This is a genomic window from Aromatoleum petrolei, from assembly GCF_017894385.1.
GTDB lineage: Bacteria > Pseudomonadota > Gammaproteobacteria > Burkholderiales > Rhodocyclaceae > Aromatoleum > Aromatoleum petrolei.
In genome coordinates, this window is the sequence record NZ_CP059560.1 from 4,798,749 (window position 1) to 4,825,513 (window position 26,765).

General features: G+C 67.0%; 22 protein-coding genes. 20 read left to right on the plus strand and 2 right to left on the minus strand.

The genetic code is table 11. The features are described 5' to 3' along the window. Positions 1 to 97: 97 nt before the first annotated feature. Together ToN1_RS21955 and ToN1_RS21960 are read right to left on the minus strand one after the other, a co-directional pair. Entirely contained in the window at positions 98 to 2,137 is a 2,040-nt protein-coding gene (locus ToN1_RS21955; protein WP_169204784.1) for a hydantoinase/oxoprolinase N-terminal domain-containing protein, read from the minus strand. 13 nt (positions 2,138 to 2,150) lie between these two features. Beyond that, positions 2,151 to 2,438 carry a CBU_0592 family membrane protein gene (locus ToN1_RS21960; protein WP_169204785.1) on the minus strand — a complete coding sequence of 96 codons (288 nt, stop codon included), beginning with the start codon at positions 2,436 to 2,438 and terminating at the stop codon, positions 2,151 to 2,153. Positions 2,439 to 2,839: 401 nt separating this feature from the next. Between ToN1_RS21960 and ToN1_RS21965 the strand changes: the two genes are divergently transcribed. The 20 genes from ToN1_RS21965 (at position 2,840) to ToN1_RS22060 (ending at position 26,731) form a co-directional block, all read left to right on the plus strand. Continuing rightward, entirely contained in the window at positions 2,840 to 3,541 is a 702-nt protein-coding gene (locus ToN1_RS21965) for a corrinoid protein (RefSeq protein ID WP_169204786.1), read from the plus strand. 76 nt (positions 3,542 to 3,617) lie between these two features. After that, the gene (locus ToN1_RS21970) at positions 3,618 to 4,532 is read left to right on the plus strand and encodes a dihydropteroate synthase (protein ID WP_169204787.1); all 915 of its coding nucleotides are present in this window, start codon (positions 3,618 to 3,620) and stop codon (positions 4,530 to 4,532) included. A 94-nt stretch (positions 4,533 to 4,626) separates the two neighbouring features. Then, entirely contained in the window at positions 4,627 to 6,669 is a 2,043-nt protein-coding gene (locus tag ToN1_RS21975; protein WP_169204788.1) for an ASKHA domain-containing protein, read from the plus strand. Further along, complete coding sequence (gene folE2 / locus ToN1_RS21980) at positions 6,666 to 7,463, plus strand: GTP cyclohydrolase FolE2 (protein WP_169204789.1); 798 nt, start codon at positions 6,666 to 6,668, stop codon at positions 7,461 to 7,463. Before ToN1_RS21975 ends, folE2 begins: the two co-directional genes overlap by 4 nt. A gap of 28 nt (positions 7,464 to 7,491) precedes the next feature. After that, on the plus strand, positions 7,492 to 8,151 hold the full coding sequence (locus ToN1_RS21985; protein WP_210147904.1) for a hypothetical protein: 660 nt from the start codon (positions 7,492 to 7,494) through the stop codon (positions 8,149 to 8,151). A 404-nt stretch (positions 8,152 to 8,555) separates the two neighbouring features. Beyond that, positions 8,556 to 9,818: a serine hydroxymethyltransferase gene (glyA, locus tag ToN1_RS21990; protein ID WP_210147905.1), complete on the plus strand. Its 1,263-nt coding sequence runs from the start codon at positions 8,556 to 8,558 to the stop codon at positions 9,816 to 9,818. Between the two features lie 22 nt (positions 9,819 to 9,840). Next, positions 9,841 to 11,220, plus strand: a complete 1,380-nt coding sequence (locus tag ToN1_RS21995; RefSeq protein ID WP_169208892.1) for an L-serine ammonia-lyase — start codon at positions 9,841 to 9,843, stop codon at positions 11,218 to 11,220. 18 nt (positions 11,221 to 11,238) lie between these two features. After that, complete coding sequence (locus ToN1_RS22000; protein ID WP_169208893.1) at positions 11,239 to 12,489, plus strand: sarcosine oxidase subunit beta family protein; 1,251 nt, start codon at positions 11,239 to 11,241, stop codon at positions 12,487 to 12,489. A 16-nt stretch (positions 12,490 to 12,505) separates the two neighbouring features. After that, positions 12,506 to 12,805: a sarcosine oxidase subunit delta gene (locus ToN1_RS22005; protein ID WP_169208894.1), complete on the plus strand. Its 300-nt coding sequence runs from the start codon at positions 12,506 to 12,508 to the stop codon at positions 12,803 to 12,805. Next, positions 12,802 to 15,831 carry a sarcosine oxidase subunit alpha family protein gene (locus ToN1_RS22010; protein WP_210147906.1) on the plus strand — a complete coding sequence of 1,010 codons (3,030 nt, stop codon included), beginning with the start codon at positions 12,802 to 12,804 and terminating at the stop codon, positions 15,829 to 15,831. Before ToN1_RS22005 ends, ToN1_RS22010 begins: the two co-directional genes overlap by 4 nt. Continuing rightward, positions 15,824 to 16,519 carry a sarcosine oxidase subunit gamma gene (locus ToN1_RS22015; RefSeq protein WP_244860857.1) on the plus strand — a complete coding sequence of 232 codons (696 nt, stop codon included), beginning with the start codon at positions 15,824 to 15,826 and terminating at the stop codon, positions 16,517 to 16,519. The genes ToN1_RS22010 and ToN1_RS22015 overlap by 8 nt, the downstream gene beginning before the upstream one ends. A 5-nt stretch (positions 16,520 to 16,524) precedes the next feature. Further along, positions 16,525 to 16,977, plus strand: a complete 453-nt coding sequence (gene folB / locus ToN1_RS22020) for a dihydroneopterin aldolase (RefSeq protein WP_169204961.1) — start codon at positions 16,525 to 16,527, stop codon at positions 16,975 to 16,977. A gap of 239 nt (positions 16,978 to 17,216) precedes the next feature. Then, on the plus strand, positions 17,217 to 18,437 hold the full coding sequence (locus ToN1_RS22025) for an MFS transporter (RefSeq protein ID WP_169204962.1): 1,221 nt from the start codon (positions 17,217 to 17,219) through the stop codon (positions 18,435 to 18,437). Between the two features lie 188 nt (positions 18,438 to 18,625). Further along, positions 18,626 to 19,567, plus strand: coding sequence for a DMT family transporter (locus ToN1_RS22030; protein WP_169204963.1), 942 nt, complete (start codon positions 18,626 to 18,628; stop codon positions 19,565 to 19,567). A 460-nt stretch (positions 19,568 to 20,027) separates the two neighbouring features. After that, positions 20,028 to 20,780: an SDR family NAD(P)-dependent oxidoreductase gene (locus ToN1_RS22035; RefSeq protein ID WP_169204964.1), complete on the plus strand. Its 753-nt coding sequence runs from the start codon at positions 20,028 to 20,030 to the stop codon at positions 20,778 to 20,780. 170 nt (positions 20,781 to 20,950) lie between these two features. Further along, positions 20,951 to 21,736, plus strand: a complete 786-nt coding sequence (locus ToN1_RS22040; protein ID WP_169204965.1) for a DUF3348 domain-containing protein — start codon at positions 20,951 to 20,953, stop codon at positions 21,734 to 21,736. Then, positions 21,733 to 23,943, plus strand: coding sequence for a DUF802 domain-containing protein (locus ToN1_RS22045; protein WP_169204966.1), 2,211 nt, complete (start codon positions 21,733 to 21,735; stop codon positions 23,941 to 23,943). The genes ToN1_RS22040 and ToN1_RS22045 overlap by 4 nt, the downstream gene beginning before the upstream one ends. A gap of 2 nt (positions 23,944 to 23,945) precedes the next feature. Further along, positions 23,946 to 24,590 carry an OmpA family protein gene (locus ToN1_RS22050; RefSeq protein ID WP_169204967.1) on the plus strand — a complete coding sequence of 215 codons (645 nt, stop codon included), beginning with the start codon at positions 23,946 to 23,948 and terminating at the stop codon, positions 24,588 to 24,590. Continuing rightward, on the plus strand, positions 24,583 to 25,326 hold the full coding sequence (locus tag ToN1_RS22055) for a DUF2894 domain-containing protein (protein WP_169204968.1): 744 nt from the start codon (positions 24,583 to 24,585) through the stop codon (positions 25,324 to 25,326). Before ToN1_RS22050 ends, ToN1_RS22055 begins: the two co-directional genes overlap by 8 nt. A gap of 82 nt (positions 25,327 to 25,408) precedes the next feature. Next, positions 25,409 to 26,731 (plus strand): GGDEF domain-containing protein, encoded by a 1,323-nt coding sequence (locus ToN1_RS22060; protein WP_169204969.1) that lies wholly within the window; start codon positions 25,409 to 25,411, stop codon positions 26,729 to 26,731. The last annotated feature ends 34 nt before the right edge of the window (positions 26,732 to 26,765 follow it).

Sequence of the window (26,765 nt, forward strand, 5' to 3'; positions counted from 1 at the left end):
CGCGCGGCGACCGGGTCGAGTGAGGCAGGTTGGCGACGGATTCACCGGAGCAGGAGCCGGAATCCAGCGTGCCCCCCGCCCCATGGGTCCGAGCTGATCAGGCTGGCTCGGCTTGTGCGACCCGATCAGTGCGCCGGCACGGGGGGCCATACGCGATCGCGGTGAGCCGCATCTCGAAGAACACGTCGCCGTCGATCTCGTTGTTGACGCTGTTCTCGTCCTGTTCGAAGTCGATCTGCACCGAGGCCGCCCCCGCTTCCCGCGCCTGGGTCGCGGCTTCGTCGGCGGCGAGCGTGCGGGCGTATTCGACGGCTTCGCCGAGCTGCGGGAAGTCCTTCGGCCCATCGGGCGCGAAAACCCGGAAAGTCCCCCGCGTCGGCTGCGTGATCGTCAGATGCACCCGCTGCGAGACTTCGCCCAGCACGGCGCCGACGGCATTCGCCACTTCCGCAAAACGGGGCATGTAGAGGCCGGTGCGCAGTCCGCGCGCGACCTCAGGGTAGTAGCTCGCGGCGGGACCGCCGACGGCGACAACCGGAGCGTCCCCCGCGAACTGGACGGAGAACAACGAGGGCTTGGACGGATCCCGCCGCTGTTCCATGACCATCTCGGTGAGCAGCCGTGCGAGCTTGTCCGCCTGGGCCGCGGCGAGGCGGTTCTGTTCGTGCAGCCCCGCCTCGATGAGCTTCTGGCTGATGCCGTCGACGACGAGATCGAAGACCTCGCGCGACGGGCCTTCGGCGTCGCCGTCGGGCCACGTTCCGCAACCGTACAGGCGGCGCATCTGGCGCGCCCAGATCCGCGCGCCCAGCTCCGCGGCGCGGGTGGACCAGTGGCTCGAGACGCCGAGTACGTGGGCCGCGTCGGTGGGCGTGAAACCGCTGTAGATCACCAGCCCCTTGCGTTCGAGGCGGGCGAGCGCGCGCGCGAGCCGACGGTCCTCCGCGGTGGCGTATTCCATGTCCACGGGTTTGACCGAGACGCGCTCCCAGGCCTGCCGTTCGTCGTCGGGCAGGCGCGCCAGCAGCGCCTCGTCGTGCTGCAGGCGCAGCGCGAAGCGCAGTTGGCTGCCGTGGGGAGCCGATTTCGCCTGACGCTCGAGGACGGGCAGCACTTCAGGATGTTCGGCGGCGAGCAGGCTGAGCGGCACGACCCGGCGCGGGCCGATCGAGATCCCTTCGCCGCCGCTGAAACGCACTTCGCTGTCGCCGCCGAGACCGATGGAGTACACACGCACCGCCTCGACCATGGGCTGCCATCCGCCGATTAACGCACCATCGAAACTCAGTTCCGGTCGCCCGTTGCGAACGACGGCGATGTCGGTCGTCGTGCCGCCCATGTCGGCGACGATCGCGTCGCGCAATCCGCTCAGCGCACAGGCGCCGAGGACGCTGGCGGCCGGGCCCGAGAGCACGGTGCCCACGGGGCGCTGCAGCGCCGATTGCGCATTGATCAGCGAGCCGTCGCCCTTGACGATCATCAGCGGGGCGTCGATGCCGCGCGCGGACAGGATGGCCTCGACCGACTCGATGAGGCGCTGGACGTGGGTGATCATGCGCGCATTGAGCGCGACCGTCGCGGCGCGACGGGGCGCGCCGAGCGAAGACGCGAGCTCGTGCCCGCAGGTCGCCGGCTTGCGCGAGAGCTCCTGCACGAGTTCGCGCACCCGCACCTCGTGGCGCGGGTTGCGCACGCTGAAGGTGGCCGAGATCGCGAAGGCCGAGACCTTGTCGCGCCAGTTCAGGATCGCCCTGCGCACGGCCTCTTCATCGAGCGGCGCGGCTTCGGCGCCGCCCGCATCGTGGCCGCCCGCGACGGTGACGATGGCCTCGGGGCCGAGCAGCTCCGCGAGCCCGCTGTTCTGCACCTGGCGCTCGTCGTAGCCGATCAGCAGCGCGCAGACGGGCGAACCTTTGCCCTCGACGACCGAGTTCGTCGTCAGCGTTGTCGACAGGGAGACGAGGGATACGTTGGAGAGGGATTCGGGCGGCAGACTGTCGATCGCGCGCGCGATGCCGACGGTCAGGTCGTAGCGCGTCGTCAGCTGTTTGGCGGCTGCGATCACTTCGCGGTGCTCGTCGACGAGCACCGCGTCGGTGAAAGTGCCGCCCGTATCGATACCCAGCATCAAGCCCATTCTTGTCCCTCCGTCAGGTTCCGTTTTCCGCGCACTTGGCCGTCGTGCGGCTGGTCTTGCGACCGCGTGCATACAAGGCCCTCACAAGGCCGATGACACTCAGGCCGAGCCACAACACCTGGGTGATGACGGCAGCGAGGTTGAAGTCGTGCATCAGCGAGATCAGCAGGCAGGCGGGGCTGAGGATGTTCAGCCCGAGATAGCGAAGGCCGTCGTGCCGGAGGCGGCCGACCTGCAGGCCGGCATACGCGACCAGGCAGGCGATCACACCGACGAGTCCAATAAAATCCGAGGGGGTCATGAAAGTCTGGGGAAAGTTGAGGGGCTGGTGCTCCGAAGGCGGCATGGGCCATGGAGCTGATTGTGTTTGATGTCAGCCCACGGGGCCTGACCTCCACCGCGGTGTCTCCGTACAGCATCGGCAGATTGATCCATGCGCAATTTAGTCTTCCTTCCGACATTCGCTTGTCTGGTAGCGACAATTTTGGGTCGTGAGGCGACAGTCCCGTCATTGCTGACGCGTGAGCTCGCTCGCGGCCAGTCGGGCTGCATAAGGGGCGGCATAAGGGGCTGCATAAAGCTGTCGTGTTTGGACATGGGGGGGTCGTTGAGACGCCTGCCAGTTGCGGGGCGCCGTCCTAACCTGTGCCGCATCGGGTCCGCTGCGGTCGGCACCCGCAACGACCTGAAGGAGAAGACGAGATGACGGAGCAGTTTGACGACGACGAGGATTTCGACCTGGCATCGCTGCCCGATGACGAGCTCATCGAGCAGGTGCACGACGACCTTTACAACGGCCTGCGCGAGGAGATCGTGGAGGCGACCAACATCCTGCTGTCACGCGGCTGGAGCGCGAGCCGCGTGCTCGACGAGGCGCTGGTCGAAGGCATGCGCATCGTGGGCGTGGATTTCCGCGACGGCATCCTGTTCGTGCCCGAAGTGCTGATGGCGGCCAATGCGATGAAAGGCGGCATGGAGATCATCCGTCCGCTGCTGGCGGACACCGGCGCGGAGACGGTGGGCAAGATCGTGATCGGCACGGTGAAGGGCGACATCCATGACATCGGCAAGAACCTGGTGGCGATGATGATGGAAGGGGCGGGCTTCGAGGTGATCGACATCGGCATCAACATCCCGGTGGAGACCTACATCGAGGAGTTGGAGAAGCACAAGCCGGACATCCTGGGCATGTCGGCGCTGCTGACGACGACGATGCCCTACATGAAGGTCGTGATCGACACGCTGAAGGAAAAGGGCCTGCGCGACGACTACATCGTGCTGGTGGGTGGGGCGCCGCTGAACGAGGCCTTCGGCAAGGCGGTCGGTGCCGACGCCTACTGCCGCGACGCCGGCGTGGCCGTCGAGACCGCCAAGGCGCTCATCCAGCAGCGACGCGTCGCCTGACGCTGCTTCCACAAGACAAGAACCACATACGCGCGGTGCCGCTATCCGGCGCCCGCAATCCACAAAGGATGGAAAAATGACCGACACCGTAATCAGTTCGCACAAGAGGGAAGTCGTCATCGGCTTCGAGCGCCCCTTCGTCGTGATCGGCGAGCGCATCAACCCGACCGGGCGCAAGCTGCTGGCTGCCGAGATGGCGGCCGGCGATTTCTCCCGCGTGATTTCCGACGTCCAGGCACAGCTCGAGGCCGGTGCTCACATGCTCGACGTCAATGCCGGCATTCCGCTTGCGGACGAGCCCGCCATCCTCGCCGAGACCGTCAAGCTCGTGCAGTCGCTGACCGACGTGCCGCTGTCGATCGACTCGTCCATCGTCGCCGCGCTCGAAGCGGGCCTTTCGGTGTACAAGGGCAAGGCGCTGGTGAACTCCGTGACCGGCGAGGAAGACCGCCTTGAGACGGTGCTGCCGCTGGTGAAGAAGTACGGCGCGGCGGTGGTGGCGATCAGCAACGACGAAACCGGCATCTCGCAGGACCCCAACGTGCGCTTCGAGATCGCCCGCAAGATCGTCAATCGCGCGGCCGACTACGGCATCCCGGCCTGCGACGTCGTCGTCGATCCGCTGGTGATGCCGATCGGCGCCGTGTCGACCTCCGGCCGTCAGGTGTTCGAGCTGTGCCACCGTCTGCAGAAGGAGCTGAAGGTGAACACCACCTGCGGCGCCTCGAACGTCAGCTTCGGCCTGCCCAACCGCAATGGCGTCAATGCCGCTTTCATGAGCATGGCGATCGCGTCGGGGATGACCTCGGCGATCACCAACCCGCTGCACACCGAGATCATGACTGCGATCATGGGCGCGGACGTGCTGATGGGGCATGACCAGGACTGCATGCGCTGGATCCGCAAGTTCCGCGAAGTGCCGGCGCCCGGTGCCGACGGCGCGGAGGCGCGCGGCCGCCGCGAAACCCGCCGTCGTCGCGTCGAAGCCTGAGGCAGGCCGGGCCGCGCGGGCAAGTCCCGACGACAGGGGCAGCACCGCGCACAGGTCCGGCAGGCAGAAAACCCCAAGACCCCAGGAGACCTTCGTGACCCAGGACGCCCTCGTCGTTTTTACCCCCTCCGGACGGCGCGGCCGATTCCCCATCGGCACGCCCGTGCTGCAGGCCGCGCGCGCCCTCGGCGTCGATATCGATTCGGTGTGCGGCGGCCGGGGAATCTGCGGTCGCTGCCAGGTCGTGTTGAGCGAAGGCGAGTTCGCCAAGCACGGCGTGAATTCCTGTGCGAGCAACCTCAGCGAGCGCAGCGACAACGAGCAGGCTTGGGAAAAGACCCACGGCGCGATGAACCCCGGCCGGCGCCTGAGCTGTTCGACGACCGTGCTCGGCGACGTCGTGATCGACGTGCCCGCCGACAGCCAGGTGCACCGCCAGATCGTGCGCAAGCGCGCCGAGGTGCGCGACATCGAGCTCGATCCGGCGGTCCGGCTCTACTACGTCGAAGTGCAGCAGCCGGACATGCACGTGCCCTCGTCCGACCTGCGTCGCCTTAAGGAAGCGCTGGACTTCGACTGGCGGCTGACGAACCTGCAGGCCGATATTCGCGTCGTTCAGGAACTGCAGTCCGCATTGCGCCAAGGTGAATGGAAGGTCACTGTCGCCGTGGTCGACGCGGAACGCATCATCGCGGTGTGGCCGGGTTTGCGCGAGAAGGTCTATGGCATGGCGGTGGACGTCGGCTCGACGACGATCGCCGCGCACCTGTGCGACCTGCAGACGGGCGAGGTCGTCGCGTCCGCCGGCAAGATGAACCCGCAGATCCGCTTCGGCGAGGACCTGATGAGCCGGGTCTCGTACGTGATGATGAAGCCGGGCGGCGACGGCGAGATGACGCGCGAAGTGCGCGCGGCGCTCAACGGGCTGGCCACGGAGCTCGCCGCCGAGGCGGGAATCCGGGTCGTCGACATCCTCGAAGCGACCTTTGTCGGCAACCCGATCATGCACCACCTGTTGTTCGGGATTAACCCGGTCGAACTCGGCGGCGCCCCGTTCGCACTGGCCACCGACGAGGCGGTGACCGGCTTGTGGGCGACCGAGATCGACCTCCACATCCACCCGAACGCCCGCATCTACGCGCTGCCCTGCATCGCCGGCCATGTCGGTGCGGACACGGCGGGCGCGATCCTGTCGGAGACGCCCTATCTCACCGATGCAATGACGCTGATCGTCGATATAGGCACCAACGCCGAGATTGTCCTCGGCAACCGCAGCCGCCTGCTCGCGGCATCCAGCCCTACAGGGCCGGCATTCGAAGGCGCGCAGATCAGCTGCGGCCAGCGCGCGGCGCCGGGTGCGATCGAGCGCGTGCGCATCGATCCGGTGACGCTCGAGCCGCGCTTCCAGGTGATCGGCAGCGAGCTGTGGTCGGACGAAGCGGGCTTCGCCGCAGCGACGGCCGCGACCGGCATCACCGGGATCTGCGGCTCGGGCATCGTCGAGGTCATCGCCGAGATGTACCTCGCGGGCATCATCGACCAGGATGGCGTGATCGACGGCACGCTCGCGGCGCGCAATCCGCGTATCCAGCCGAACGGACGCACCTTCGCGTACACGCTGTTCGAGACCGACGAGCGCATGCTGCAGATCACGCAGAACGACGTGCGCGCGATCCAGCTCGCGAAGGCCGCGCTATATGCCGGCGTGCGCCTGCTGATGGACAAGATGGGTGTCGAGCGTGTCGAGCGGATCAGCCTCGCCGGGGCCTTCGGCAGCCATATCGACGTGAAGTACGCGATGATCCTCGGCCTGATCCCCGACTGCCCCCTCGATCACGTTGCGGCCGTCGGCAACTCGGCGGGAACGGGCGCGCGCATCGCGCTCCTGAACCGCGGCCGGCGCGAGGAGATCGAGACCGTCGTACGCCGTGTCGACAAGATCGAGACCGCGGTCGAACCGAGCTTCCAGCAATACTTCGTCGATGCGATGGCGATTCCGCACAAGTCCGATCCTTTCCCGAACTTGCGCGCGGTCGTGCAGCTGCCGGAGAACAAGGTGCGCGAGCGGGAAGGTGCAGCGGGACGGCCGCGGCGCGGACGGCGGGAGCGCACGCTCCCCGAAGAGGCCCGGACATGAGCGAAAGACTTGAAGACGTGCAGAACGCCGAGGACGAGCGCCGCATCGCGATCGACAAGGTCGGCATCAAGGGGATCCGCCACCCGGTGCGCGTGCGCGACAAGAGCGAGGGCGTGCAGCACACGGTCGCGGAATTCAGCATGTTCGTCGGCCTGCCGCAGCATTTCAAGGGCACGCACATGTCGCGCTTCATCGAGATCCTGAACGGCAACGAGCGGGAGATCTCGGTCGAGTCGATCGGGCCGATGCTGCGCGAGATGGTCGCGCGCCTGGAAGCGGAGACGGGCGTGATCGAGCTGCGCTTTCCGTACTTCATCAACAAGGCCGCACCGGTGTCCGGCGTGCAGAGCCTGATGGACTATGATGTCCGCTTCATCGCGGAACTGCGTGAAGGCGGGGAATACGTCTTCACGATGAAGGTCGTGGTGCCGGTGACGAGCCTGTGCCCGTGCTCGAAGAAGATTGCGCAATACGGCGCGCACAACCAGCGCTCGCACGTGACCGTCACCGCGCAGACGCGCGGCTTCGTCTGGATCGAGGAGATCGTCCAGCTTGTCGAAAGCCAGGCATCGTGCGAACTTTACGGCCTGCTCAAGCGTACGGATGAGAAGTTCGTGACCGAACGCGCTTACGAGAATCCCAAATTCGTCGAAGACATGGTGCGCGACGTCGCGGGCCTGCTCAATGCCGATAAGCGCATCGAGCGCTACGTCGTGGAGTCGGAGAACTTCGAGTCCATTCACAATCATTCGGCCTACGCGCTGATCGAGCGCGACAAGCGGATCGCCCAATAAACGTATGGATAGTTCACGGTTTGAAATCTTGATCGGCGAGGCACTTTCGGCCCACGGGCTCATCGTGCGCGGCGGCTTCAATTTCGGACCCGAAGAGAACGCGCCGCAGGGTCCCTCCGGGATTCCGGCGCGAGCGGTCGTGGTGGTCGGACAGGCCGGCGCGTCCGCGTGGCCGCATTTTTTGGCATGGCGAGAGCGCCAGCCGAAGGAGCTGCGCGACCCGCTCGACACCTGGGCGCGCGAGGTGATCGGCGCCGTGGCCGCTCAGCTCGGCGCACGGGCGGTTTCGCCGTCGGACCGGCCTTTCGTGCCGTTTCAGCAATGGGCGATGCGCGCCGAGGGATTGCGCGCCTCTCCGCTCGGCCTCCTCATGCATCCACGCTACGGCTTGTGGCATGGCTACCGCGGCGCGCTGCTGTTCGATAGGGAAATCGAGGTCGCGGCAGGGGAGGAGGCGGTGCATTTGTGCGACGCCTGTGTCGAAAAGCCGTGCCTGAAGTCCTGTCCGGTCGGCGCCTATTCCCTGGCCGGGTTCGACTATGCGGGGTGCCTCGGTCACGTGCGCTCGCCGACCGGTCGCCCGTGCATGACGACGGGTTGTTTCGATCGTAACGCCTGCCCCAACGGCGCAGCCTACCGCTATCCGAAGGACATGCAGGTGTTCCACATGGCCGCCTTTGCCGCGTAAGAAGGGCAACCGCTACAGCCGGTCCGGCTAGATTCCTTTCGGGCTGAGCCTGTCGAAGCCCCGCCAACGCCCTTCGACAGGCTCGGGGCGAGCGCTTGTATCTGCTTGCGGCGTCGATGGTGACAAACGCCGACGACCTTGGCTTGGGCTTGGGCGTTGCGTTGAGCCCTGGTCTTTCGCCTTTCGCTCCCCCATCTGACGCCGTCGCGGTGTTTCCACCGGCGGAGACCATTTTTTGCCGGTATCCGTCGCTGTCGCGCAAAACGGTCCGAATTGAGCACGTGTGTGACGGATACAGGCAAAGGCGTCCCGGACAGAATTCCTAACATCTCCTCCCATGAAGCCGCCATCTGTTGCGGCACAAGGCTTTTACGACAGCCACTCATCCGAGGAGACAGGAACCCATGTTTGCACTGACCGACCGCATTGCCGATTTCGACGACGAGCTGCAGGCGGCGATGGAGGGCGAGTTCGAGCGCCAGGAATCGCACATCGAGCTGATCGCCTCCGAGAACTACACCAGCCCGCGCGTGCTGGAAGCGCAGGGCAGCGTGCTCACCAACAAGTACGCCGAGGGCTATCCGGCCAAGCGCTACTACGGCGGCTGCGAGCACGTCGATGTGGTCGAGCAGCTGGCGATCGACCGCGCCAAGCTCCTCTTCGGTGCGGACTACGCCAATGTGCAGCCGCACTCGGGCTCGCAGGCCAACGCCGCGGTGTACATGGCGCTCCTGGAGCCGCACGACACCGTGCTCGGCATGAGCCTCGCGCACGGCGGGCACCTCACGCACGGCGCCAAGGTGAACTTCTCCGGCAAGCTCTACAACGCCATCCAGTATGGCCTCGATGAGGCAACCGGCGAGATCGACTACGCCCAGGTCGAGGCGCTGGCGAAGGAGCACAAGCCGAAGATGATCGTCGCAGGCTTCTCCGCGTACTCGCGCGTGGTCGACTGGCAGCGCTTCCGCGAGATCGCCGACCAGGTCGGTGCGTACCTCTTCGTCGACATGGCCCACGTCGCGGGCCTCGTCGCCGCCGGCCTGTATCCCAACCCCATCCCCTTCGCCGACGTCGTCACCACCACCACCCACAAGACCCTGCGCGGCCCGCGCGGCGGCCTGATCCTCGCGCGGTCCAACCCGGATCTCGAGAAGAAGCTCAACGCGGTCGTCTTCCCCGGCATCCAGGGCGGCCCGCTGATGCACGTCATCGCGGGGAAGGCGGTCGCGCTCAAGGAAGCGCTGCAGCCCGAGTTTCGCGCCTACCAGCAGCAGGTGCTGAAGAACGCGCGGACGATGGCGGGCGTCTTCATGGAGCGCGGCTACAAGATCGTCTCGGGCGGCACCGACGACCACCTCTTCCTCGTCGATCTCGTCGACAAGGGCCTCACCGGCAAGCAGGCCGACGCGGCCCTCGGTGCGGCGCACATCACCGTGAACAAGAACGCCGTGCCCAACGACCCGCAATCGCCCTTCGTCACCAGCGGCATCCGCATCGGCACGCCGGCGATCACCACGCGCGGCCTGCAGGAAGCCGAGGCCAAGGAACTCACGCACTGGATCTGCGACGTGCTCGACCACATTGACGACCAGTCCGTGATCGCCGCCGTGCGCGAGAAGGCGAAGGCCTTGTGTGCGCGCTTCCCGGTCTATCCGGCCACCCGCTGATCGGCCCCCGGAGCGACACGCCATGGCGATCAGCGTATTCGAGATGTTCAAGGTCGGGATCGGCCCGTCCAGTTCCCACACCGTGGGGCCCATGCGTGCCGCTCTGACCTTTGCGTCCGGCCTCAAGGACGAGGGGCTGCTGCCGCGCGTGCGCCGCATCCGCGCCGAGCTCTACGGCTCGCTGGGGGCGACCGGCAAGGGCCACGGCAGCGACAAGGCGGTGCTGCTGGGCCTGGAAGGGGAGGCGCCCGACCTCGTCGACCCCGACACCATCGATGCCCGGCTCGCGCGCATCCGCGAGGGCAAGCGCCTGACGGTGCTGGGCCTCCACCCGGTGGACTACTGCGAGAAGACCGATCTCGTCTTCCTGCGCCGCCAGACGCTCCCCTACCACCCCAACGGCCTGCGCCTGATGGCCTTCGGCGAGGGCGAGGCGGAGCTCGCGAGCAAGGTGTACTACTCGGTGGGTGGCGGCTTCGTCGTCAACGAGGAGGCCGCGGGTGCGGACCGCATCGTCGAGGACGCGACCGAGCTGCCGTACCCCTTTCACAGCGCCGACCAGCTCCTGACCCAGTGCGCGGTCAATGAGCTCTCCATCAGCCAGCTGATGCTGGAGAACGAGAAGGCGTGGAGGAGCGAAGCCGAGACGAGGAACGGCCTGCTGCACATCTGGAAGGTGATGCAGGCCTGCGTGCGCCGCGGCTGCGAGGTCGAAGGGACGCTCCCCGGTGGCATGAAGGTCAAGCGCCGTGCGGCGGAGATGCACCGCAAGCTCTCCGGCACGCCCGAGGCGAGCCTGCGCGATCCGCTCACGACGATGGACTGGGTGAACCTCTACGCGCTCGCCGTCAATGAAGAGAACGCCGCGGGCGGGCGCATCGTCACCGCGCCCACCAACGGCGCGGCCGGCATCATCCCGGCGGTGCTGCACTACTACTACCGCTTCATCCCCGGCGCGACCGAGGACGGCGTCGTGCGCTTTCTTGCGACCGCCGCCGCGATCGGCATCCTCTTCAAGGAGAACGCCTCCATCTCCGGCGCCGAGGTCGGCTGCCAGGGCGAGGTCGGGGTGGCGTGCTCGATGGCGGCGGGCGCCTTGGCCGAAGTGATGGGCGGCACCCCCGAGCAGGTCGAGAACGCCGCCGAGATCGGCATGGAGCACAACCTCGGGCTCACCTGCGACCCGGTCGGGGGACTGGTGCAGGTGCCGTGCATCGAGCGCAACGCGATGGGCTCGATCAAGGCGATCAACGCTGCGCGCATGGCGCTGCGCGGTGACGGCAAGCACTTCGTGTCGCTCGACAAGGTGATCAAGACCATGCGCGAGACCGGGCGCGACATGAAGGACAAATACAAGGAGACGTCGCGCGGGGGACTCGCCGTGAACGTCATCGAATGCTGAAGACGAGGAGATAACATCATGCAGCATTACTCAGGATTCGGGCTCGTCAAGCACGCGCTCAGCTACCACGAGAACTGGCAGCGCGCCTGGCGCAATCCGACGCCGAAGAAAAAGTACGACGTGATCGTCGTCGGCGGCGGCGGCCATGGGCTCGCGACCGCCTACTACCTCGCCAAGGAACACGGCATCACCAACGTCGCGGTGGTGGAGAAGGGCTGGCTCGGCGGCGGCAACACCGCGCGCAACACCACCATCGTGCGCTCGAACTACCTGTGGGACGAAGCGGCGTGGCTGTACGAGCACGCGATGAAGCTGTGGGAAGGCCTGTCGCAGGATCTCAACTACAACGTCATGTACTCCCAGCGCGGCGTGATGAACCTCGGCCACACGCTGCAGGACATGCGCGACATCCACCGGCGCGTGAACGCCAACCGCCTCAACGGCATCGACGGTGAGGTGCTGGACGTCAAGCAGATCCAGGAGATCGTGCCGATCATGGACTGCTCGAAGAACACGCGTTACCCGATCATGGGCGCCTCGTGGCAGCCGCGCGGCGGCGTCGCCCGCCATGACGCGGTGGCCTGGGGCTTTGCGCGCGGCGCCGATGCGCTGGGCGTGGATCTCCTGCAGCAGACCGAAGTCACCGGCATCCGCAAGAACGGCAACAAGGTGCTGGGCGTCGAGACGACCCGCGGCTTCATCGCCGCCGACACGGTGGGGGTCGTGACTGCCGGCAACTCCGGCGTGCTCGCCAAGATGGCGGGTTTCCAGCTGCCGATCGAATCGCACCCGCTGCAGGCGCTGGTGTCCGAGCCGATGAAGCCCATCCTCGACACCGTCGTGATGTCGAACAAGGTGCACGGCTACGTCAGCCAGTCGGACAAGGGCGACCTCGTCATCGGCGCCGGCATCGACGGCTACAACGGCTACGGCCAGCGCGGCAGCTACGCGACCATCGAGCACACGCTGCAGGCCATCGTCGAGATGTTCCCGATGTTCTCGCGCGTGCGCATGAACCGCCAGTGGGGCGGCATCGTCGATACCTGCCCGGACGCCTGCCCGATCATCTCGGCCACGCCCGTCGGCGGCCTGTTCTTCAACTGCGGCTGGGGCACGGGCGGCTTCAAGGCCACCCCCGGTTCCGGGAACGTCTTTGCGGCGACGCTCGCCGCGGGCAAGGCGCATCCGCTCGCCGCGCCGTTCTCCATCGACCGCTTCATCAGCGGCAAACTCATCGACGAACACGGCGCCGCGGGCGTCGCGCACTGAGGAGGAGCAGGACACCATGCTGCACATCTACTGCCCGCACTGCGCGGAAACCCGCGAGGAAGAAGAATTCCGCCCCAAGGGCGAGGCCCACATCGCGCGCCCGGTGGAACCGGAAGCGACGAGCGACGAGGACTGGGGCAACTACCTCTTCTTCCGCAAGAACCCGCGCGGCCTGCACCACGAGCTGTGGTACCACGCCGCCGGTTGCCGCAAGTTCTTCAACGTCACGCGCGACACCGTGAGCTACCAGATCCTCGAAACCTACAAGGTCGGCCAGAAGCCCTCGGTCACCGCTGACAAAGGAGCGGCCAAATGAGCCAGCAGAATCGTCTCGGCACCGGCGGGCGCATCGACCGCAGCCGCCCGCTGCGCTTCACCTTCAACGGCGTCGACTACCAGGGCTTCGCCGGCGACACGCTCGCCTCGGCCCTGCTCGCCAACGGCGTCGATGTCGTGGGCCGCAGTTTCAGGTACTCCCGCCCGCGCGGCATCATGGCCGCCGGCGCCGAGGAGCCGAATGCGATCATGCAACTGGGCGCGACCGAAGCCGGCCAGGTGCCCAACGTGCGCGCCACGCAACAGGCGCTCTACGGCGGGCTGGTCGCCGCGAGCACCAACGGCTGGCCGAACGTCGAGCGCGATCTCATGGGCGTGATCGGCAGCGTGGGCGGCAAGTTCATGCCGCCGGGCTTCTACTACAAGACCTTCATGGCGCCCGCCTCGATGTGGCCGAAGTACGAGAAGTACATCCGCAAGGCCGCGGGCCTCGGGCGCGTGCCCAGGGAGAAGGATCCGGACATCTACGACCACATCAACCGTCACTGCGACGTGCTGGTGATCGGCGCCGGCCCCGCGGGTCTGGCGGCCGCGCTGGCAGCCGGCCGTTCCGGCGCGCGCGTGATCCTGTGCGACGAGCAGGAAGAGATGGGCGGCTCGCTCCTCGATTCGCGCGAGCTCATCGACGGCCGTCCGGCTTCCGCCTGGGTCGCCTCCGTGCTCGCGGAACTGGCGACCCTGCCCGACGTGCTGATCCTGCCGCGCACCACCGCCAACGGCTACCACGATCACAACTTCGTGACCCTGCACGAGCGCCGCACCGAACACCTCGCCGACCTCGCGCCGAGCGTGAACGGCCGCCGCCAGGTGCGTGCGCGCATGCACCGCGTGCGCGCCGGTGAAGTGATCCTCGCCACCGGGACCCACGAGCGTCCGCTCGTCTTCGCCAACAACGACGTGCCGGGCTGCATGGTGGCGGGCGCCGTGTCGACCTACATCCGCCGCTACGCCGTCGCCCCGGGCCGCCGCCTGGTGCTGTCGACCGCGAACGACCACGCCTACCGCGCCGCGCTCGACTGGATTGATGCCGGCCGTGAAGTGGTCGCGATCGTCGATGCGCGCGAGCACCCGGACGGCGACCTCGTCACTGAGGCGCGGTCGCGCAACATCCGCATCATCCCCGGCAGCGCGGTGATCGAGGCGCAGGGCAAGAAGCGCGTCTCCGGCGCGCTCGTCGCCCGCATCGACATCGGTTCATTCCGCGTCACGGGCCGCGTCGAGACGCTGTCGTGCGACACCCTCGCCAGTTCCGGCGGCTACAGCCCGGTCGTGCATCTGGCGGCGCACACCGGCGCCCGCCCCGAGTGGCGCGACGATCTCCTCGGCTTCGTGCCCGGCAAGGTGCCTGGCATGACCCCGGTGGGCGGCGTGCACGGCAAGGGCGCGCTCGGCGACGCGCTCGCCGACGGCGCCGCGGCCGGCACGGCTGCCGCCCAGCGCACCGGCTTCCAGATCGAAACCCCCGCACTGCCCAAGGTCGCCAAGGTGCGCGAAGGCAAGGCCGCGGCGCTCTACCAGGTGCCGCACGTGAAACCCGCGATGCGCGCCCCGAAGCAGTTCGTCGATCCGCAGAACGACGTCACCGCGGCCGGCATCGAACTCGCCACGCGCGAAGGCTTCGAGTCGATCGAGCACGTCAAGCGCTACACCGGCATGGGCTTCGGCACCGACCAGGGCAAGCTCGGCAACATCAACGGCATGGCCATCGCGGCGCGCTGCCTCAAGCAGACCATCCCGCAGACCGGCACCACGGTGTTCCGCCCGAACTACACGCCGATCACCTTCGGCGCGATCGCCGGCCGCCACTGCCGCGAGTTCTTCGACCCGCGCCGGTTCACCGCGCTGCACGCCTGGCACGTCGAGCATGGTGCGAAGTTCGAGGAAGTGGGCCAGTGGATGCGCCCGTGGTACTTCCCGCAGGGCAACGAGACGATGCACCAGGCGGTGCAGCGCGAGTGCCGCGCCGTGCGCGAAGGCGTCGGCATCCTCGACGCCTCGACGCTGGGCAAGATCGAGATCCAGGGCAAGGACGCGCGCGAGTTCCTCAACCGCATCTACACTAACGCGTGGACCAAGCTCGACGTCGGCAAGTGCCGCTACGGCCTCATGTGCAAGGACGACGGCATGGTGATGGACGACGGCGTCACCGCCTGCATCGCCGAGAACCACTTCCACATGACCACCACCACCGGCGGCGCCGCCGCGGTGCTCGACTGGATGGAGCTGTGGCACCAGACCGAGTGGCCGGAGCTGGAGGTGTACTTCAACTCGGTGACCGACCACTGGGCGGCGATGGCGATCAACGGCCCCAACGCGCGCAAGCTGCTGGCCGAGCTCACCGACGACATCGACCTCTCCAAGGACAACTTCAAGTTCATGGACTGGCGTGCCGGCACGGTGGCAGGGGTGCCGGCGCGCGTCTTCCGCATCTCCTTCACCGGCGAGCTGTCGTTCGAGATCAACGTGCAGGCCAACCACGCGATGCACGTGTGGAAGGCGCTCTTCGACAAGGGCGCGAAATACGGTCTCACCCCCTACGGCACCGAGACCATGCACGTGCTGCGCGCGGAGAAGGGCTTCATCATCGTCGGCCAGGAAACCGACGGCTCGATGACGCCGGAGGACCTCGGGATGCAGTGGTGCGTGGGCTACAAGAAGCCCTTCTCATGGATCGGGCGGCGCGCGCTCACGCGCCCGGACACGAAACGCGAGGATCGCAAGCAGCTCGTCGGCCTCAAGCCCCTCGACCCGCAGCTCGTGCTGGATGAAGGCGCGCAGATCGTGCTGGAGAAGGAGATCAGGATCCCGATGCCGATGGTCGGGCACGTCACCTCCAGCTACTTCAGTCCCACGCTGGGCCACTCGTTCGCGCTCGCGGTCGTCAAGGGCGGCAGCCAGCGCCTGGGTCAAACCGTTTATCTGCCGATGGCCGACGGCCGGGTGCATGCGGCCGAGGTCGTGAGCCCGGTCTTCTATGACGCAGAAGGAGCACGTCATCATGTCTGATTACGCACAAATGGAACTCAATCCGCGCGGCGCGGTGAAGTCGGAGTCGCCGCTGGCGAGGGTGCGTCCCGCGGTGGTGCAGGCGGCCTCGCCGCAGGACGCCCGCGTGGTCGTGTCGGAGAAGGCCTTCCTCGGCCACCTCGTGCTGCGCGGCAATGCCGGCGACGAGGCGTTCCGCAGCGGTGTCGAGCGTGCGCTGGGGCTCGCGCTGCCGCTCGAGCTGGGGCCGATCTCGCTCGACGAGGCGCGCGGCGTGAGCATCCAGTGGATGTCGCCCGACGAGTGGCTGGTGATCGTGCCGGCCGGTCTGGAGTTCGAGGCGGAAGCTGCGCTGCGCCGCGAGCTCACCGGCCACTACGCGGTGATGAACACGAGCGGCGGGCAGACAGTGCTGGAACTGGCCGGTCCCGGCGTGCGCGAGCTCTTGATGAAGTGCACGCCCTACGACGTGCATCCGCGCGCCTTCCCGGTGGGGAAGGGGGTCACCAGCGTCTTGGCGAAGGCTTCGGCGGTGATCCGTCGCGTCGGCGAGGAGCGCTGGGAATTGGTGATCCGGCGCAGCTTCGCGGATTACCTGTACGCCTGGATCCTCGATGCGGCCGAGGAGTTCGGGGTCTGCGTCGCGCCGGGCGGTTCATCCCGCCAGGCGGTGCGCGGCGCCGAGCGTGAGCTGGTCGAGACGAGGTAAGCGTGATGAAACTCGACCGTATCGAAGCTCCCGCACCGGCGCGGTCGGGCCTCGCCTTCCCGGTCGCGCCCGCCGCGGAGCCGTGCGAGGACGCGATTTTCCTGCGTGGCATCCGCGTCGAGGCGCTGATCGGTGTGTATGAACACGAACGCCACGCCCCCCAGCCGCTCGTGATCGATCTCGAACTCGGGCTGAGTCACGCGCGCTGCTGCACCAGCGACGACCTGCGCGACGCGGTCGACTACGGCCAGGTCCTCGCGGCCGTCCGCCGTCTCGCGCAGGTGAATCGCGCGGTGTTGCTGGAAGCCTTCGCGCAGAACGTCGCCGACGCACTGCTCGCTGGCTTCGAGCTCTCGTCGGTTGCCATCGGGGTGAGCAAGCCGGCGATCTTCGACGCCGCCGACAGCGTCGGCGTCTCGATCCGCCGGCGAAGGGGGGCTCCTGCAGGGGGAGATTGACCCGGAAAGGAAATACCGTTCTCGCTGAGCCTGTCGAAGCCCTGCCAATGCCATTCGACAGGCTCAGGGCGAACGGTTCGAATAATTGCCGCCTTCATGAGCGCCCGCCCTTGAAGGCTCGCTCCCTGGGAAAGTGCCCACCGGCGTCTCGCGCGTGTCCGGTTCACGATCGCTAATGTCAGGACGTGCTCGTACAAGTCGTCTTAGACTCACGCTTCGGAATACGGAACGCCGCTCCCATGGAAAAAGCCCTCGCCGCTGAGACCCCGCTCCCCGCAGCACCTGCGGCCGACGCCCTGAGTGTCACCACCTACCCGGTGATTGCCGCGATCAGCTTCTCGCATCTGCTCAACGACATGATGCAGTCGGTGCTGCTCGCCATCTATCCGATGCTGAAACTCGGTCTCGATCTGTCGTTTGCGCAGGTCGGCCTGATCACATTGGCCTATCAGCTCACCGCCTCGCTGCTTCAACCGCTGATCGGCCTGTACACAGACCGCCGGCCAATGCCTTATTCGCTGCCGGTCGGCATGGGCTTCACACTGTTCGGTCTGCTCTCCTTGTCGCAGGCGGGCAGCTTTGGCGCAGTCCTGACTTCAGCGATGCTCATCGGCATGGGCTCGTCGATCTTCCACCCCGAGTCCTCGCGTGTCGCCCGCATGGCTGCCGGCAGTCAGCCCGGCCTGGCGCAGTCTTTGTTCCAGATCGGCGGAAACCTCGGTTCGGCCATCGGTCCGTTGCTCGCCGCCGTGATCATCGTGCCGCAGGGGCAGGGCAGCGCCGCCTGGTTCTCGCTGTTCGCGCTGGTCGGTGTCGTCGTCCTGAGCTTTGTGGGCCGCTGGTCCCATCACCACGTCACCAGTTTCCGCAAGCGGATGAGCGCGCATGCCGGCAACGGCCTCTCCCGCCGCCAAGTCGCCGGCTCGCTCGCCATTCTCGGTCTGCTCATGTTCTCGAAATTTTTCTACATGACCAGCCTGAGCAGCTATTACACCTTCTACCTGATGGACAAGTTCGGCCTCGCGCTGGGTACCGCACAGATCTATCTGTTCGCCTTCCTCTTCGCCGTGGCATGCGGCACCGTGCTCGGTGGGCCGATCGGGGACCGCATCGGCCGCAAGCGGGTGATCTGGATCTCCATCCTTGGCGTCGCCCCGTTCACTCTGCTGCTGCCGCACGTCGGCCTGTTCTGGACCGCCGTCCTTTCGGTCGTCATCGGCCTGATCCTCGCCTCGGCCTTTTCGGCCATCCTGGTCTACGCTCAGGAACTCGTCCCCGGCAAAGTCGGCACCATTTCCGGCCTGTTCTTCGGTCTGGCTTTCGGCATGGGCGGCATTGGCGCCGCACTGCTCGGCCAGTTGGCCGACGCGACGAGCATCGGAACCGTGTACCAGTTCTGCGCGTATCTGCCGCTGATCGGGCTGCTGACAGCATTCTTGCCGGCGATCAGGAAAGGGTAGCTTGGGCGGAAGGGGCGACAGACGCGAAGGTTGGCCGGCCAATCAGTTATCCCCCCTTGCGGGGAAAGTCCCCCGCTCGTGGCAGAATCGTCCTTCCGCGAACAATAGGGCGCCGCGAGGACCGTTGCTGCACCGGTCCCGCAAGCACCCAAACACGCCGCCCCCTTCCGGCCGGCAAGGACCCCAGCATGCCCGACCTTGATACCCTGACCGCATCGCAAGCACACGCACATCTGCGCCGGCAGACCTGGAGCGGTTTCGCAGCGGCGGGCATGGTGGTCATTTTCTGGTCCGGGTTCAACATCGTCTCGCGCCTCGGTGGGCGCAGCGCGCTCACGCCCTTCGACCTTGCGGCGCTGCGTTTCGGCATTTCCGCGCTCTTGCTGTTGCCGGTCTTCCTGCGCCGGCCCAATGCCATCGCCTGGCCGCGCCTGCTGACGCTCGCCGCCTTCGGCGGACTCGGCTACGCCCTGCTGGTCTATGGCGGCTTCTCCCTTGCGCCCGCTTCTCACGCCGGGATTCTCGTCAATGGCGGCATCCCCTTCGCCACGGCGCTGGTGGCATGGCCGCTGCTGGGTTTCCGGCCCACGCGGCGCGTCGCAGCGGCATTCGCCCTGACCGCCCTCGGCATCGCGCTGATCGCCTACCAGAGCCTCGCCGGCGAGGTCGGCGCAGCCCCGCGGCAATGGCTCGGCGACCTGTTCTTCCTGTGCGGCGCCTTGTGCTGGGGCGTCCTCGGGGTGCTGCTCAGAAAATGGAATCTGCGGCCGTTCGATGCGATGGCCGGAATCGCGATCGTCTCGGCGCTCGTGTTCCTGCCCGTCTACGTCGTCGCACTGCCCAAAGCGCTGAGCCTCGTGCCGACCGAACAGCTATTGCTGCAGGCCATCTACCAGGGCGTCATCGCCGCGGTACTGGCGGGCCTGCTGTATGCCCACGCGAGCCAGACCATCGGCCCGATCAAGGCGGCGCTGATGCTCGCCCTGGTGCCAGGCATTTCCGCCGTGGCGGCGGTCCCCATTCTCAACGAGCCCCTCGGTGGCGTGACGGTCGCCGGCCTGCTGTGCGTGAGCGGCGCCGCCATCCTGGGCGCAATCGGGGCCACACCGCCGAGCGTTCGGCGCGGGTAGAGCGCCGTCGTTCGATACTTGGGGATCGAAGGCGATGATGCGCCTGCGATCCCCGAGCAGTGCGAGGCTTGGCGTGGCGATGTACGGCCGCCTGCAGACTTGCTTTACCGCATCTCGAAGGCTTCGCGACGAGATCTCAGGCGCCGGCCCCATAGCGCGGCAAGCCGCGTCTCCAACTGGCGCGCCTTGCGATCATGGCGCTCGAGGAGGAAGCGTCCATACGGCCCCTCCACGGTGACCGGCTGGCCGACGGTGGCGGCCGCTTACCGGTGACGGTGGGGCTATCGTGAAGGCGACTAATTGAATGTTCTTGCAGCGCGAACGGTGGGCGGAAAAAGCGATGTGGCCTGAGCGCACCCAACCGGCGCCGGACCTTCTTGATAGGCATCAACGAAAACTATCTCCCTCTCCATCACTCTTATTCCGGTCCGCGGAGTCGGGACAATTTCAGGAGCGAGATATGGTGAAAAGGCTTGAAGGCAAGGTGGCAGTCATCACTGGCGCCAGTAGCGGGATCGGGAGATCGATCGTCGAGAAATATGTCGAAGAAGGCGCCCAGGTCGTGGCGTTTGCTCGCAATCTTGACGCCTTGAAGGAATTGGAGACGACCTGCCCGGGGCAGATCAAGGCCGTTGCAGGCGATGTCACGCAAAGCGAAGACCTGAAGCGCCTTGTCGATGAAGCCGTCCAGGCCCACGGCGGAGTGGATGTCGTCGTTCCCAACGCAGGTATTGCGCGAGTCGTATCATTCGAGAACAGCACTCGCGAAGCCTTCGAGACCCAGTTCTCGGTCAATCTCTTCGGCGCTGCGGAAACAGCGCGTCTCTTCATTCCCCACATCAGAAAGGGGGGATCGATTCAGTTCATCACCACCTTCCTGACCCAGGTAGGCTTCCCCGGTCTAGCCGTTTACAGTGCCAGCAAGGCGGCTCTGAAGTCCCTGTCACAAACCCTGGCGGCAGAACTCGCCCCCCAGGGCATCCGGGTGAACTCCATCGCGCCCGGCCCGATAGCGACTCCGCTTTGGGGAACGGTGGGGCTGCCGCCTGAAATACTGGGGGGCGTTGCGGAAAAGATAACCGCTCGGCTGATGCCCGGTACATTCGGCCAGCCGGAGGATATCGCCGACCTCTCGGTGTTCCTGGCCTCGGACAGTGCCAAGAACATCTATGGCCAGGAAATCGTCGTGGATGGCGGCTACACGGTCGGATAAGCTTTCTTGTGACTTCCCAACTTTGACCCGCCGGGGCAGGCGGGAGATGGCTGTTGCGGCATTCATCGAGCGAACAGCTTCCCGGATTCCGTCGGACGGGTAACGCTGACCTGCTTTCCGCTTTGTAGTAGCCTTGCGCATTTTTCCGCCCTTCGGGCGTCGGGTTTCGGATGGCGCAAGGCGTGTCGCGTACGCATATCAACGGTTCCGGGCTGGTTCGCGCGCTTGGCGGGCTGACGGCCGCTGACGTGCCCGCGTCGAAGCAGTCCTTTGCCGACCGGCTCGGCCAATGGCTGGGCTTCGCGGATGCGCTCACGCTTTATTCCGCGCTCAATGCCGGGACGCCCGGCGATGCCGTCCCTTCCTCCGGCGCCCCGTCGCAGGACGGCGAGGCGCTTCGGCAGGCCATGGTCCACCTGCGCGATGCCCTGACAGAATCGATCGCAAACGACGGGGTGTTCCGGCCGGGACCGGCCCGGATCGAACTGCCGACGCCCGATCCCCTGGTGCCGGTGGAGAGTGCGGCGGATTTCGCGCCCTACCATCGCTACTATCTCGCCCACCAACGCGACATGGCGGTGCGCGTCGGCCCCTTGCGGGCAATGGTTCGCGCGGCCCTGCAGGGGCGGTCGGGCGCCCTGGGTCGGCTGGCCGCGCTCGATGCGGTGATGGACCAGGCGCTGGCCGCGCGCGAGCGCGAGCTGCTGGCGACCGTGCCGGCACTCCTGGGCAGGCGTTTCGAGCAATGCTACAACGCCCACCGCGCGACGCTCGCGGAAACGCCGACGGCCGATGATGCGGCCCGGTGGATGCAGCCGGGCGGGTGGCTGGCGGAATTCTGCCGTGAGATGCAGTCCGTGCTGCTTGCGGAGGTCGATCTACGGCTGCAACCGGTCGCAGGGCTGATCGCGGCCCTCGACGAAGCGGTGGCGAATGAGGTGACAAGTAAGCAATGAATAGAATCATCTGTGTGGCAGCCTTCCTCGTGGGCCTGGTCGCCGTGTCGTGGGTCGGCGCCGGATACGTGGGTACCAGCGCGCTGGCGCTGACGATGACGGCAATCATCGGCGCGGTGTATGTGACGGGCGCGGCGGAACTGCGGCGCTTCCACTGCACCACGGGCGCTCTGGCGCGGGCGCTCGACGGGATTCCGGCGGATCTGTCGCATCCGGACGAATGGCTGCGCCAGCTGCCGCCGTCCGTGCAGAATCCGGTGCGCCTGCGCATCGAAGGCGAGCGCGCGGGTCTGCCCGGCCCTGCGATGACCCCCTATCTCGTGGGCCTGCTGGTGTTGCTGGGCATGCTCGGCACCTTCCTCGGCATGGTCGTGACGCTCAACGGCGCGGTCATCGCGCTGGAGAGCACCACCAATCTGGAGGCGATCCGTTCTTCGCTCGCGGCGCCGGTGCGTGGCCTGGGGGTCGCGTTCGGCACCTCCGTGGCGGGCGTCGCGGCCTCGGCGATGCTGGGGCTGATCTCGGCCGTGTGCCGGCGCGAGCGCATGCGGGTCGCGCAGCTCCTCGAGACCCGCATCGGAACCTCGCTGCGCGGCTTCTCGCTCGCGCATCAGCGGCAGGAAACCTTCAAGGCCCTGCAACTGCAGGCGCGCGTGCTGCCGGAGCTGGTCGACAAGCTGCAGGCGATGATGGAGCAGATGGACCGGCAGGGCAGGGAGCTGAACGAGCGCCTCGTGGCCGGGCAGGAGCGCTTCCATCGCGATGCGCGCGAGGTGTATTCCGAACTGGCCTCGTCGGTGGACAAGTCGCTCAGGACCAGCCTGGGCGAAAGCGCCCGCCTCGCCGGCGAGACCATCCGCCCCGCCGTGGCCGAGACGATGGACGGCATCGCGCGCGAGACCAGCGCGCTGCGGGCGCGGCTTGCCGAGGCGGTGCAGGCGCAGCTGGAAGGGATCTCGACGCGCTTCGACGGCAGCGTCACTCGGGTTGCCGAGACCTGGAACGCCGCGCTGGCGACGCACGAGCGCACCAGCGAAGAACTGAGCCGCGGGATGCAGGGGGTGCTGGGCGCCTTCGGCGAGACTTTCGAGCGGCGCTCGGCCGCGCTGCTGGACTCGGTGGAAACGGCCCACGCGAGCCTGCGGTCCGATCTGGCCGCCACCACTTCGACGTTGGCGCAGGACACGGCCGCGCTCCAGACGCGTCTTGCCGATACCGTCGAACGACAGCTCGACGGCGTGTCGACGCGCTTCGGCGACACGGCGGCGACCGTCGCCGCAAACTGGGCGTCAGCTCTCGCCAGCCACGAGCGCACCAGCGAACATCTCGCTAAGGACCTGCGCAAATCGCTCGAGACCTTCGCCGAGAATTTCGCGCAACGTTCGGCCGCGCTGGTGGCGGCGATCGGTGAATCCACCGCCGCGCAGCAGGCGCGGCAGGCCGCGGCCGACGAGGCACGCCTCGTGGCGCAAACGCAGGCGCTGGAGTCGATGGCGGCTTCGCTGCAGCAGGAGTGGCACGCGGCCGGCGCACAGACGCTCGCGCGGCAGGAACAGATCTGCACGACGCTGGGCGAGACGGCGCACGAGATCGCCGCCGCGGCACGGGCCCAGGCCAGCGGCACCATCGAGGAGGTCGCCCGGCTCATGCACACGGCCGCGGAAGCGCCGCGTGCCGCGGCCGAGGTCATCGGCCAGCTGCGCCAGGAGCTCTCGGCGAGCATCGCGCGCGATAACGGGCTGCTCGAGGAACGCAGCCGCATCATGGAGACACTCGCGACGCTGCTGTCGGCGATCAACCACGCGTCGACCGAGCAGCGATCGGCGATCGACGCCCTGGTGGCCTCCGCGACCGGCCTGCTCGAGTGCGCCGGCAGCCGTTTCGCGGCGAACATCGAGGCGGAATCGGCGCGGATCGCGGACGTGGCGGGCGAGATCAGCGGAGGCGCCGCCGAGGTGGCGAGCCTGGGTGAGGCCTTCGGCGCAGCCGTGCAGCGCTTCGCCGAGTCCGGCGACCGGATGATGGTGACGCTGGCGCGCATCGAAGGTGCGCTCGACAAGTCGCTCGCGCGCAGCGATGAGCAACTCGCCTACTACGTCGCACAGGCGCGCGAGATCATCGACTTGTCGATCATGTCGCAGCGGCAGATCGTCGAGGATCTGCAGCAGCTCTCCGGCAAGCAGGCGTCGCTTGTCGGCGAGGGGTGAGCATGGACGAGTTCGACGGCGGCCTCGAGAATTCGACGACTGTCTGGGCGGTATTCGGCGACCTGATGTCGGGCCTGCTGGGAGCCTTTGTGCTGATCCTCGTCGGCGTGCTTGGCGTGCAGCTGGATCTGGTGAGTAGCCTGGAAGCGGAGGTGCAGAAGCGCCGCATCGAGGAGCAGCGCCGCGAGGCACTGGAAAAGGCGCTTGCGGTGCCGCTCGCCGCCGGGCGCGTGACGCTCGACGACGGTCGCATAGGCATCAGCGGCAGCGTGCTGTTCGAGCTCAACTCGGACAAACTGCAGCCCGAAGGCCGCCAGTTGCTGAAGAGCCTCGCGCCGCCGCTGGGCGCGTACCTGTCGGTCAACGATGAAATGCTCATGGTGAGCGGCTTCACCGATGACCGCCCGGTGCGCGACAGCAACCGCCAGTTCGCCGACAACCTCGAACTGTCCGCGCAGCGCGCCCTGACCGTGACGCGGGCGCTGATCGACGAGGGTATCCCGGCTAGCTCGGTATTTGCAGCGGCGTTTGGCCAGGAGCAGCCGGTCGCGTCCAATGCCGACGAGGAAGGGCGTTCGCGGAACCGGCGCGTCGAAATGGCACCGGTTCCCAAGTCAGGCAAAGCCGACGCAGCGGTCAATGGCTGAAGACGCTTTCCCGTCCGCAGACGTGCTGGTCGACGCCCTGCGCGCACGCAATGCCGAGCGTGTCGATCCGGTCGCCCTGCGCTTCGTCGAGGCCCTCGCACGCCGTGCCACGGACGGCTGCGAGGCGGCGCGCGCGGCCGTCCGGCGCCGGCTGGCGCAGGCCGTGTCCAATTGCCACGAGCGGCTCGACGCCGCCGGCCGGGCGGCGGACGATGTGTTCGCACGCGGGGCCGCGCGTTTCCCCGATTCCGTGGGAGCGCTGCAGCAATACCGCGAGGCCGGTGATGTGGCCGGCCTGCATTGCCTGTTGGCGCGGCTGGAGGGACAGGGCGCCGCCTCGCCCCTGGGCGGGCTGCTCGACCACATCGGTCGCGACGTGCCCGAGTCCGCGGGTGGTTCCTCTTCCAGCAAGATAGGGGCGCCGCCTCCCGTAACCCGCGAGCTCAAGTCGCTGAGCTACTTCCGCAGCACCTGGTCGCGGCTCAGTCTCGAGCGGCAGCTGTCCGAAGCCTTCGCCCAGGCGCCCGAAAACGCCGGGCCGCTCAACTCGCATCACCTCGTGCTGCAGGCGCTGGGGCAGATGCGTGACATCTCGCCCGAATATCTGCGCGAGTTCATGTCCTACGTCGACGCCCTGCAGTGGCTGGAGCAGGCCGACAACAGCCGCATTCCCGCCCGCAACAGCACGGTGCGCAAAAGCGCCGCTCGGGGCGAGCGCGAGAAGAAGCGCAGGTAGTTCGTCGAAGGCCGTCAATCCCCACGCCAAATCGTGTTGTCTTCCCTGTCACTGGCGGTCGGATTGCTAGTAATCTATTCAAATGTTTAGCACCGCACACGGCGACCACCTGCCCAGTCTTGTCGATCTGCTGCTCGACGCGGTGTTTCTCGTCGACTCCGACGGACGTATCGCCTACGTGAGCGCCGCCTGCGAGCGCATGCTCGGTTACACGCCGCAGGAGATGATCGGGCGGGAGCTGTTGGAGTTCCTCGTCCCCGAAGACCGGGAGCGGACCGTCGCAGAGGCCGGTGAAGTCGTCGCGGGGCGCTCGCGGATCGGTTTCGAGAACCGCTACATCCACAAGGACGGCCGTCACGTCCACCTCATGTGGTCCGCGCGCTGGTCCGAACGGGAGCGGTTGCGCATAGGCGTGGCACGCGACGTCTCCGAACTGAAGCACGCCGAGGCCATCCAGCGGGCCACCTACGCGATCTCCGAAGCCGCTCACGAAGCCGAGGATCTCGACGTCCTGCTGCGCGAGATCCATCGCATCATCGCCACGCTGGTGCCGCTGGCGGGTCTCGCCCTGGCGACTTGCGACAGGCGGACGGGGCAGCTTGCCTTCTCCTACCAGCGGGACTGTCACGGCAATCCGCTGCCCCTGCACGAACCGGTCGCATGCGACTTCTGCTCCAAGGTGATCTGTGGCGGCAGGCCGGTCTACCTGCGTGATGGGGCGCTGGGCGCGCTCTCGGGCGACGACGAAGCCTGGTTCGCGATCCCGCTGATCGCGCAACATGAGACGATCGGTGCCCTGGTGCTGCAAGGCGATTCCGGCAAGGACTACACGGAAAAGGACAGGGAGCTGCTGCATTACGTCGCCGAACAGGTAGCGATCGCAATCGATCGTGCCCAGCTCAAGGCCGAATTGCTGCGGGCGGCCCGCTACGATGAATTGACCGGCCTGCCGAACCGGCGCTTCTTCAACGACCGCATCAAGGCGGTCGTCGCCCGAAGCATGCGCAATCAGGCGCGCATGGCGCTGCTGTACATCGATCTCGACGATTTCAAACAGGTTAACGACTCGCTCGGGCACGCGAGCGGTGATCAGCTGCTGCAGGAGGTTGCGCGGCGGATTCAGCGCTGCGTGCGCGGGACCGACACGGTCGCCCGCCTTGGCGGTGATGAATTCGTCGTCCTGCTCGACGACTTGCACACGCCGGATGACGCCCGCGGCGTCGCCGACAAAATCCGCGAAGCGGTGAGCCACCCGGTCGACCTCGGTTCATGCGTCCTGCGTACACAGGCCAGTATCGGCATTGCCGTGTATCCGGATCACGGCCAGGAAATCGACCGGATCCTGCAGTACGCCGACATGGCGATGTACGAGGACAAGCGGAACAAGACCTTGCAGGCGATGTAGCCGGGCTGACGACGGCGCCGGGAGGCGGCGTCGC

Coding starts and splice junctions, on each gene's coding strand:
- ToN1_RS21955 (WP_169204784.1), bottom strand. CDS start 2,137: ATGGGCTTGATGCTGGGTATCGATACGGGCGGCACTTTCACCGACGCG.
- ToN1_RS21960 (WP_169204785.1), bottom strand. CDS start 2,438: ATGACCCCCTCGGATTTTATTGGACTCGTCGGTGTGATCGCCTGCCTG.
- ToN1_RS21965 (WP_169204786.1), top strand. CDS start 2,840: ATGACGGAGCAGTTTGACGACGACGAGGATTTCGACCTGGCATCGCTG.
- ToN1_RS21970 (WP_169204787.1), top strand. CDS start 3,618: ATGACCGACACCGTAATCAGTTCGCACAAGAGGGAAGTCGTCATCGGC.
- folE2 (WP_169204789.1), top strand. CDS start 6,666: ATGAGCGAAAGACTTGAAGACGTGCAGAACGCCGAGGACGAGCGCCGC.
- glyA (WP_210147905.1), top strand. CDS start 8,556: ATGTTTGCACTGACCGACCGCATTGCCGATTTCGACGACGAGCTGCAG.
- ToN1_RS21995 (WP_169208892.1), top strand. CDS start 9,841: ATGGCGATCAGCGTATTCGAGATGTTCAAGGTCGGGATCGGCCCGTCC.
- ToN1_RS22000 (WP_169208893.1), top strand. CDS start 11,239: ATGCAGCATTACTCAGGATTCGGGCTCGTCAAGCACGCGCTCAGCTAC.
- ToN1_RS22005 (WP_169208894.1), top strand. CDS start 12,506: ATGCTGCACATCTACTGCCCGCACTGCGCGGAAACCCGCGAGGAAGAA.
- ToN1_RS22010 (WP_210147906.1), top strand. CDS start 12,802: ATGAGCCAGCAGAATCGTCTCGGCACCGGCGGGCGCATCGACCGCAGC.
- ToN1_RS22015 (WP_244860857.1), top strand. CDS start 15,824: ATGTCTGATTACGCACAAATGGAACTCAATCCGCGCGGCGCGGTGAAG.
- folB (WP_169204961.1), top strand. CDS start 16,525: ATGAAACTCGACCGTATCGAAGCTCCCGCACCGGCGCGGTCGGGCCTC.
- ToN1_RS22025 (WP_169204962.1), top strand. CDS start 17,217: ATGGAAAAAGCCCTCGCCGCTGAGACCCCGCTCCCCGCAGCACCTGCG.
- ToN1_RS22030 (WP_169204963.1), top strand. CDS start 18,626: ATGCCCGACCTTGATACCCTGACCGCATCGCAAGCACACGCACATCTG.
- ToN1_RS22035 (WP_169204964.1), top strand. CDS start 20,028: ATGGTGAAAAGGCTTGAAGGCAAGGTGGCAGTCATCACTGGCGCCAGT.
- ToN1_RS22040 (WP_169204965.1), top strand. CDS start 20,951: ATGGCGCAAGGCGTGTCGCGTACGCATATCAACGGTTCCGGGCTGGTT.
- ToN1_RS22045 (WP_169204966.1), top strand. CDS start 21,733: ATGAATAGAATCATCTGTGTGGCAGCCTTCCTCGTGGGCCTGGTCGCC.
- ToN1_RS22050 (WP_169204967.1), top strand. CDS start 23,946: ATGGACGAGTTCGACGGCGGCCTCGAGAATTCGACGACTGTCTGGGCG.
- ToN1_RS22055 (WP_169204968.1), top strand. CDS start 24,583: ATGGCTGAAGACGCTTTCCCGTCCGCAGACGTGCTGGTCGACGCCCTG.
- ToN1_RS22060 (WP_169204969.1), top strand. CDS start 25,409: ATGTTTAGCACCGCACACGGCGACCACCTGCCCAGTCTTGTCGATCTG.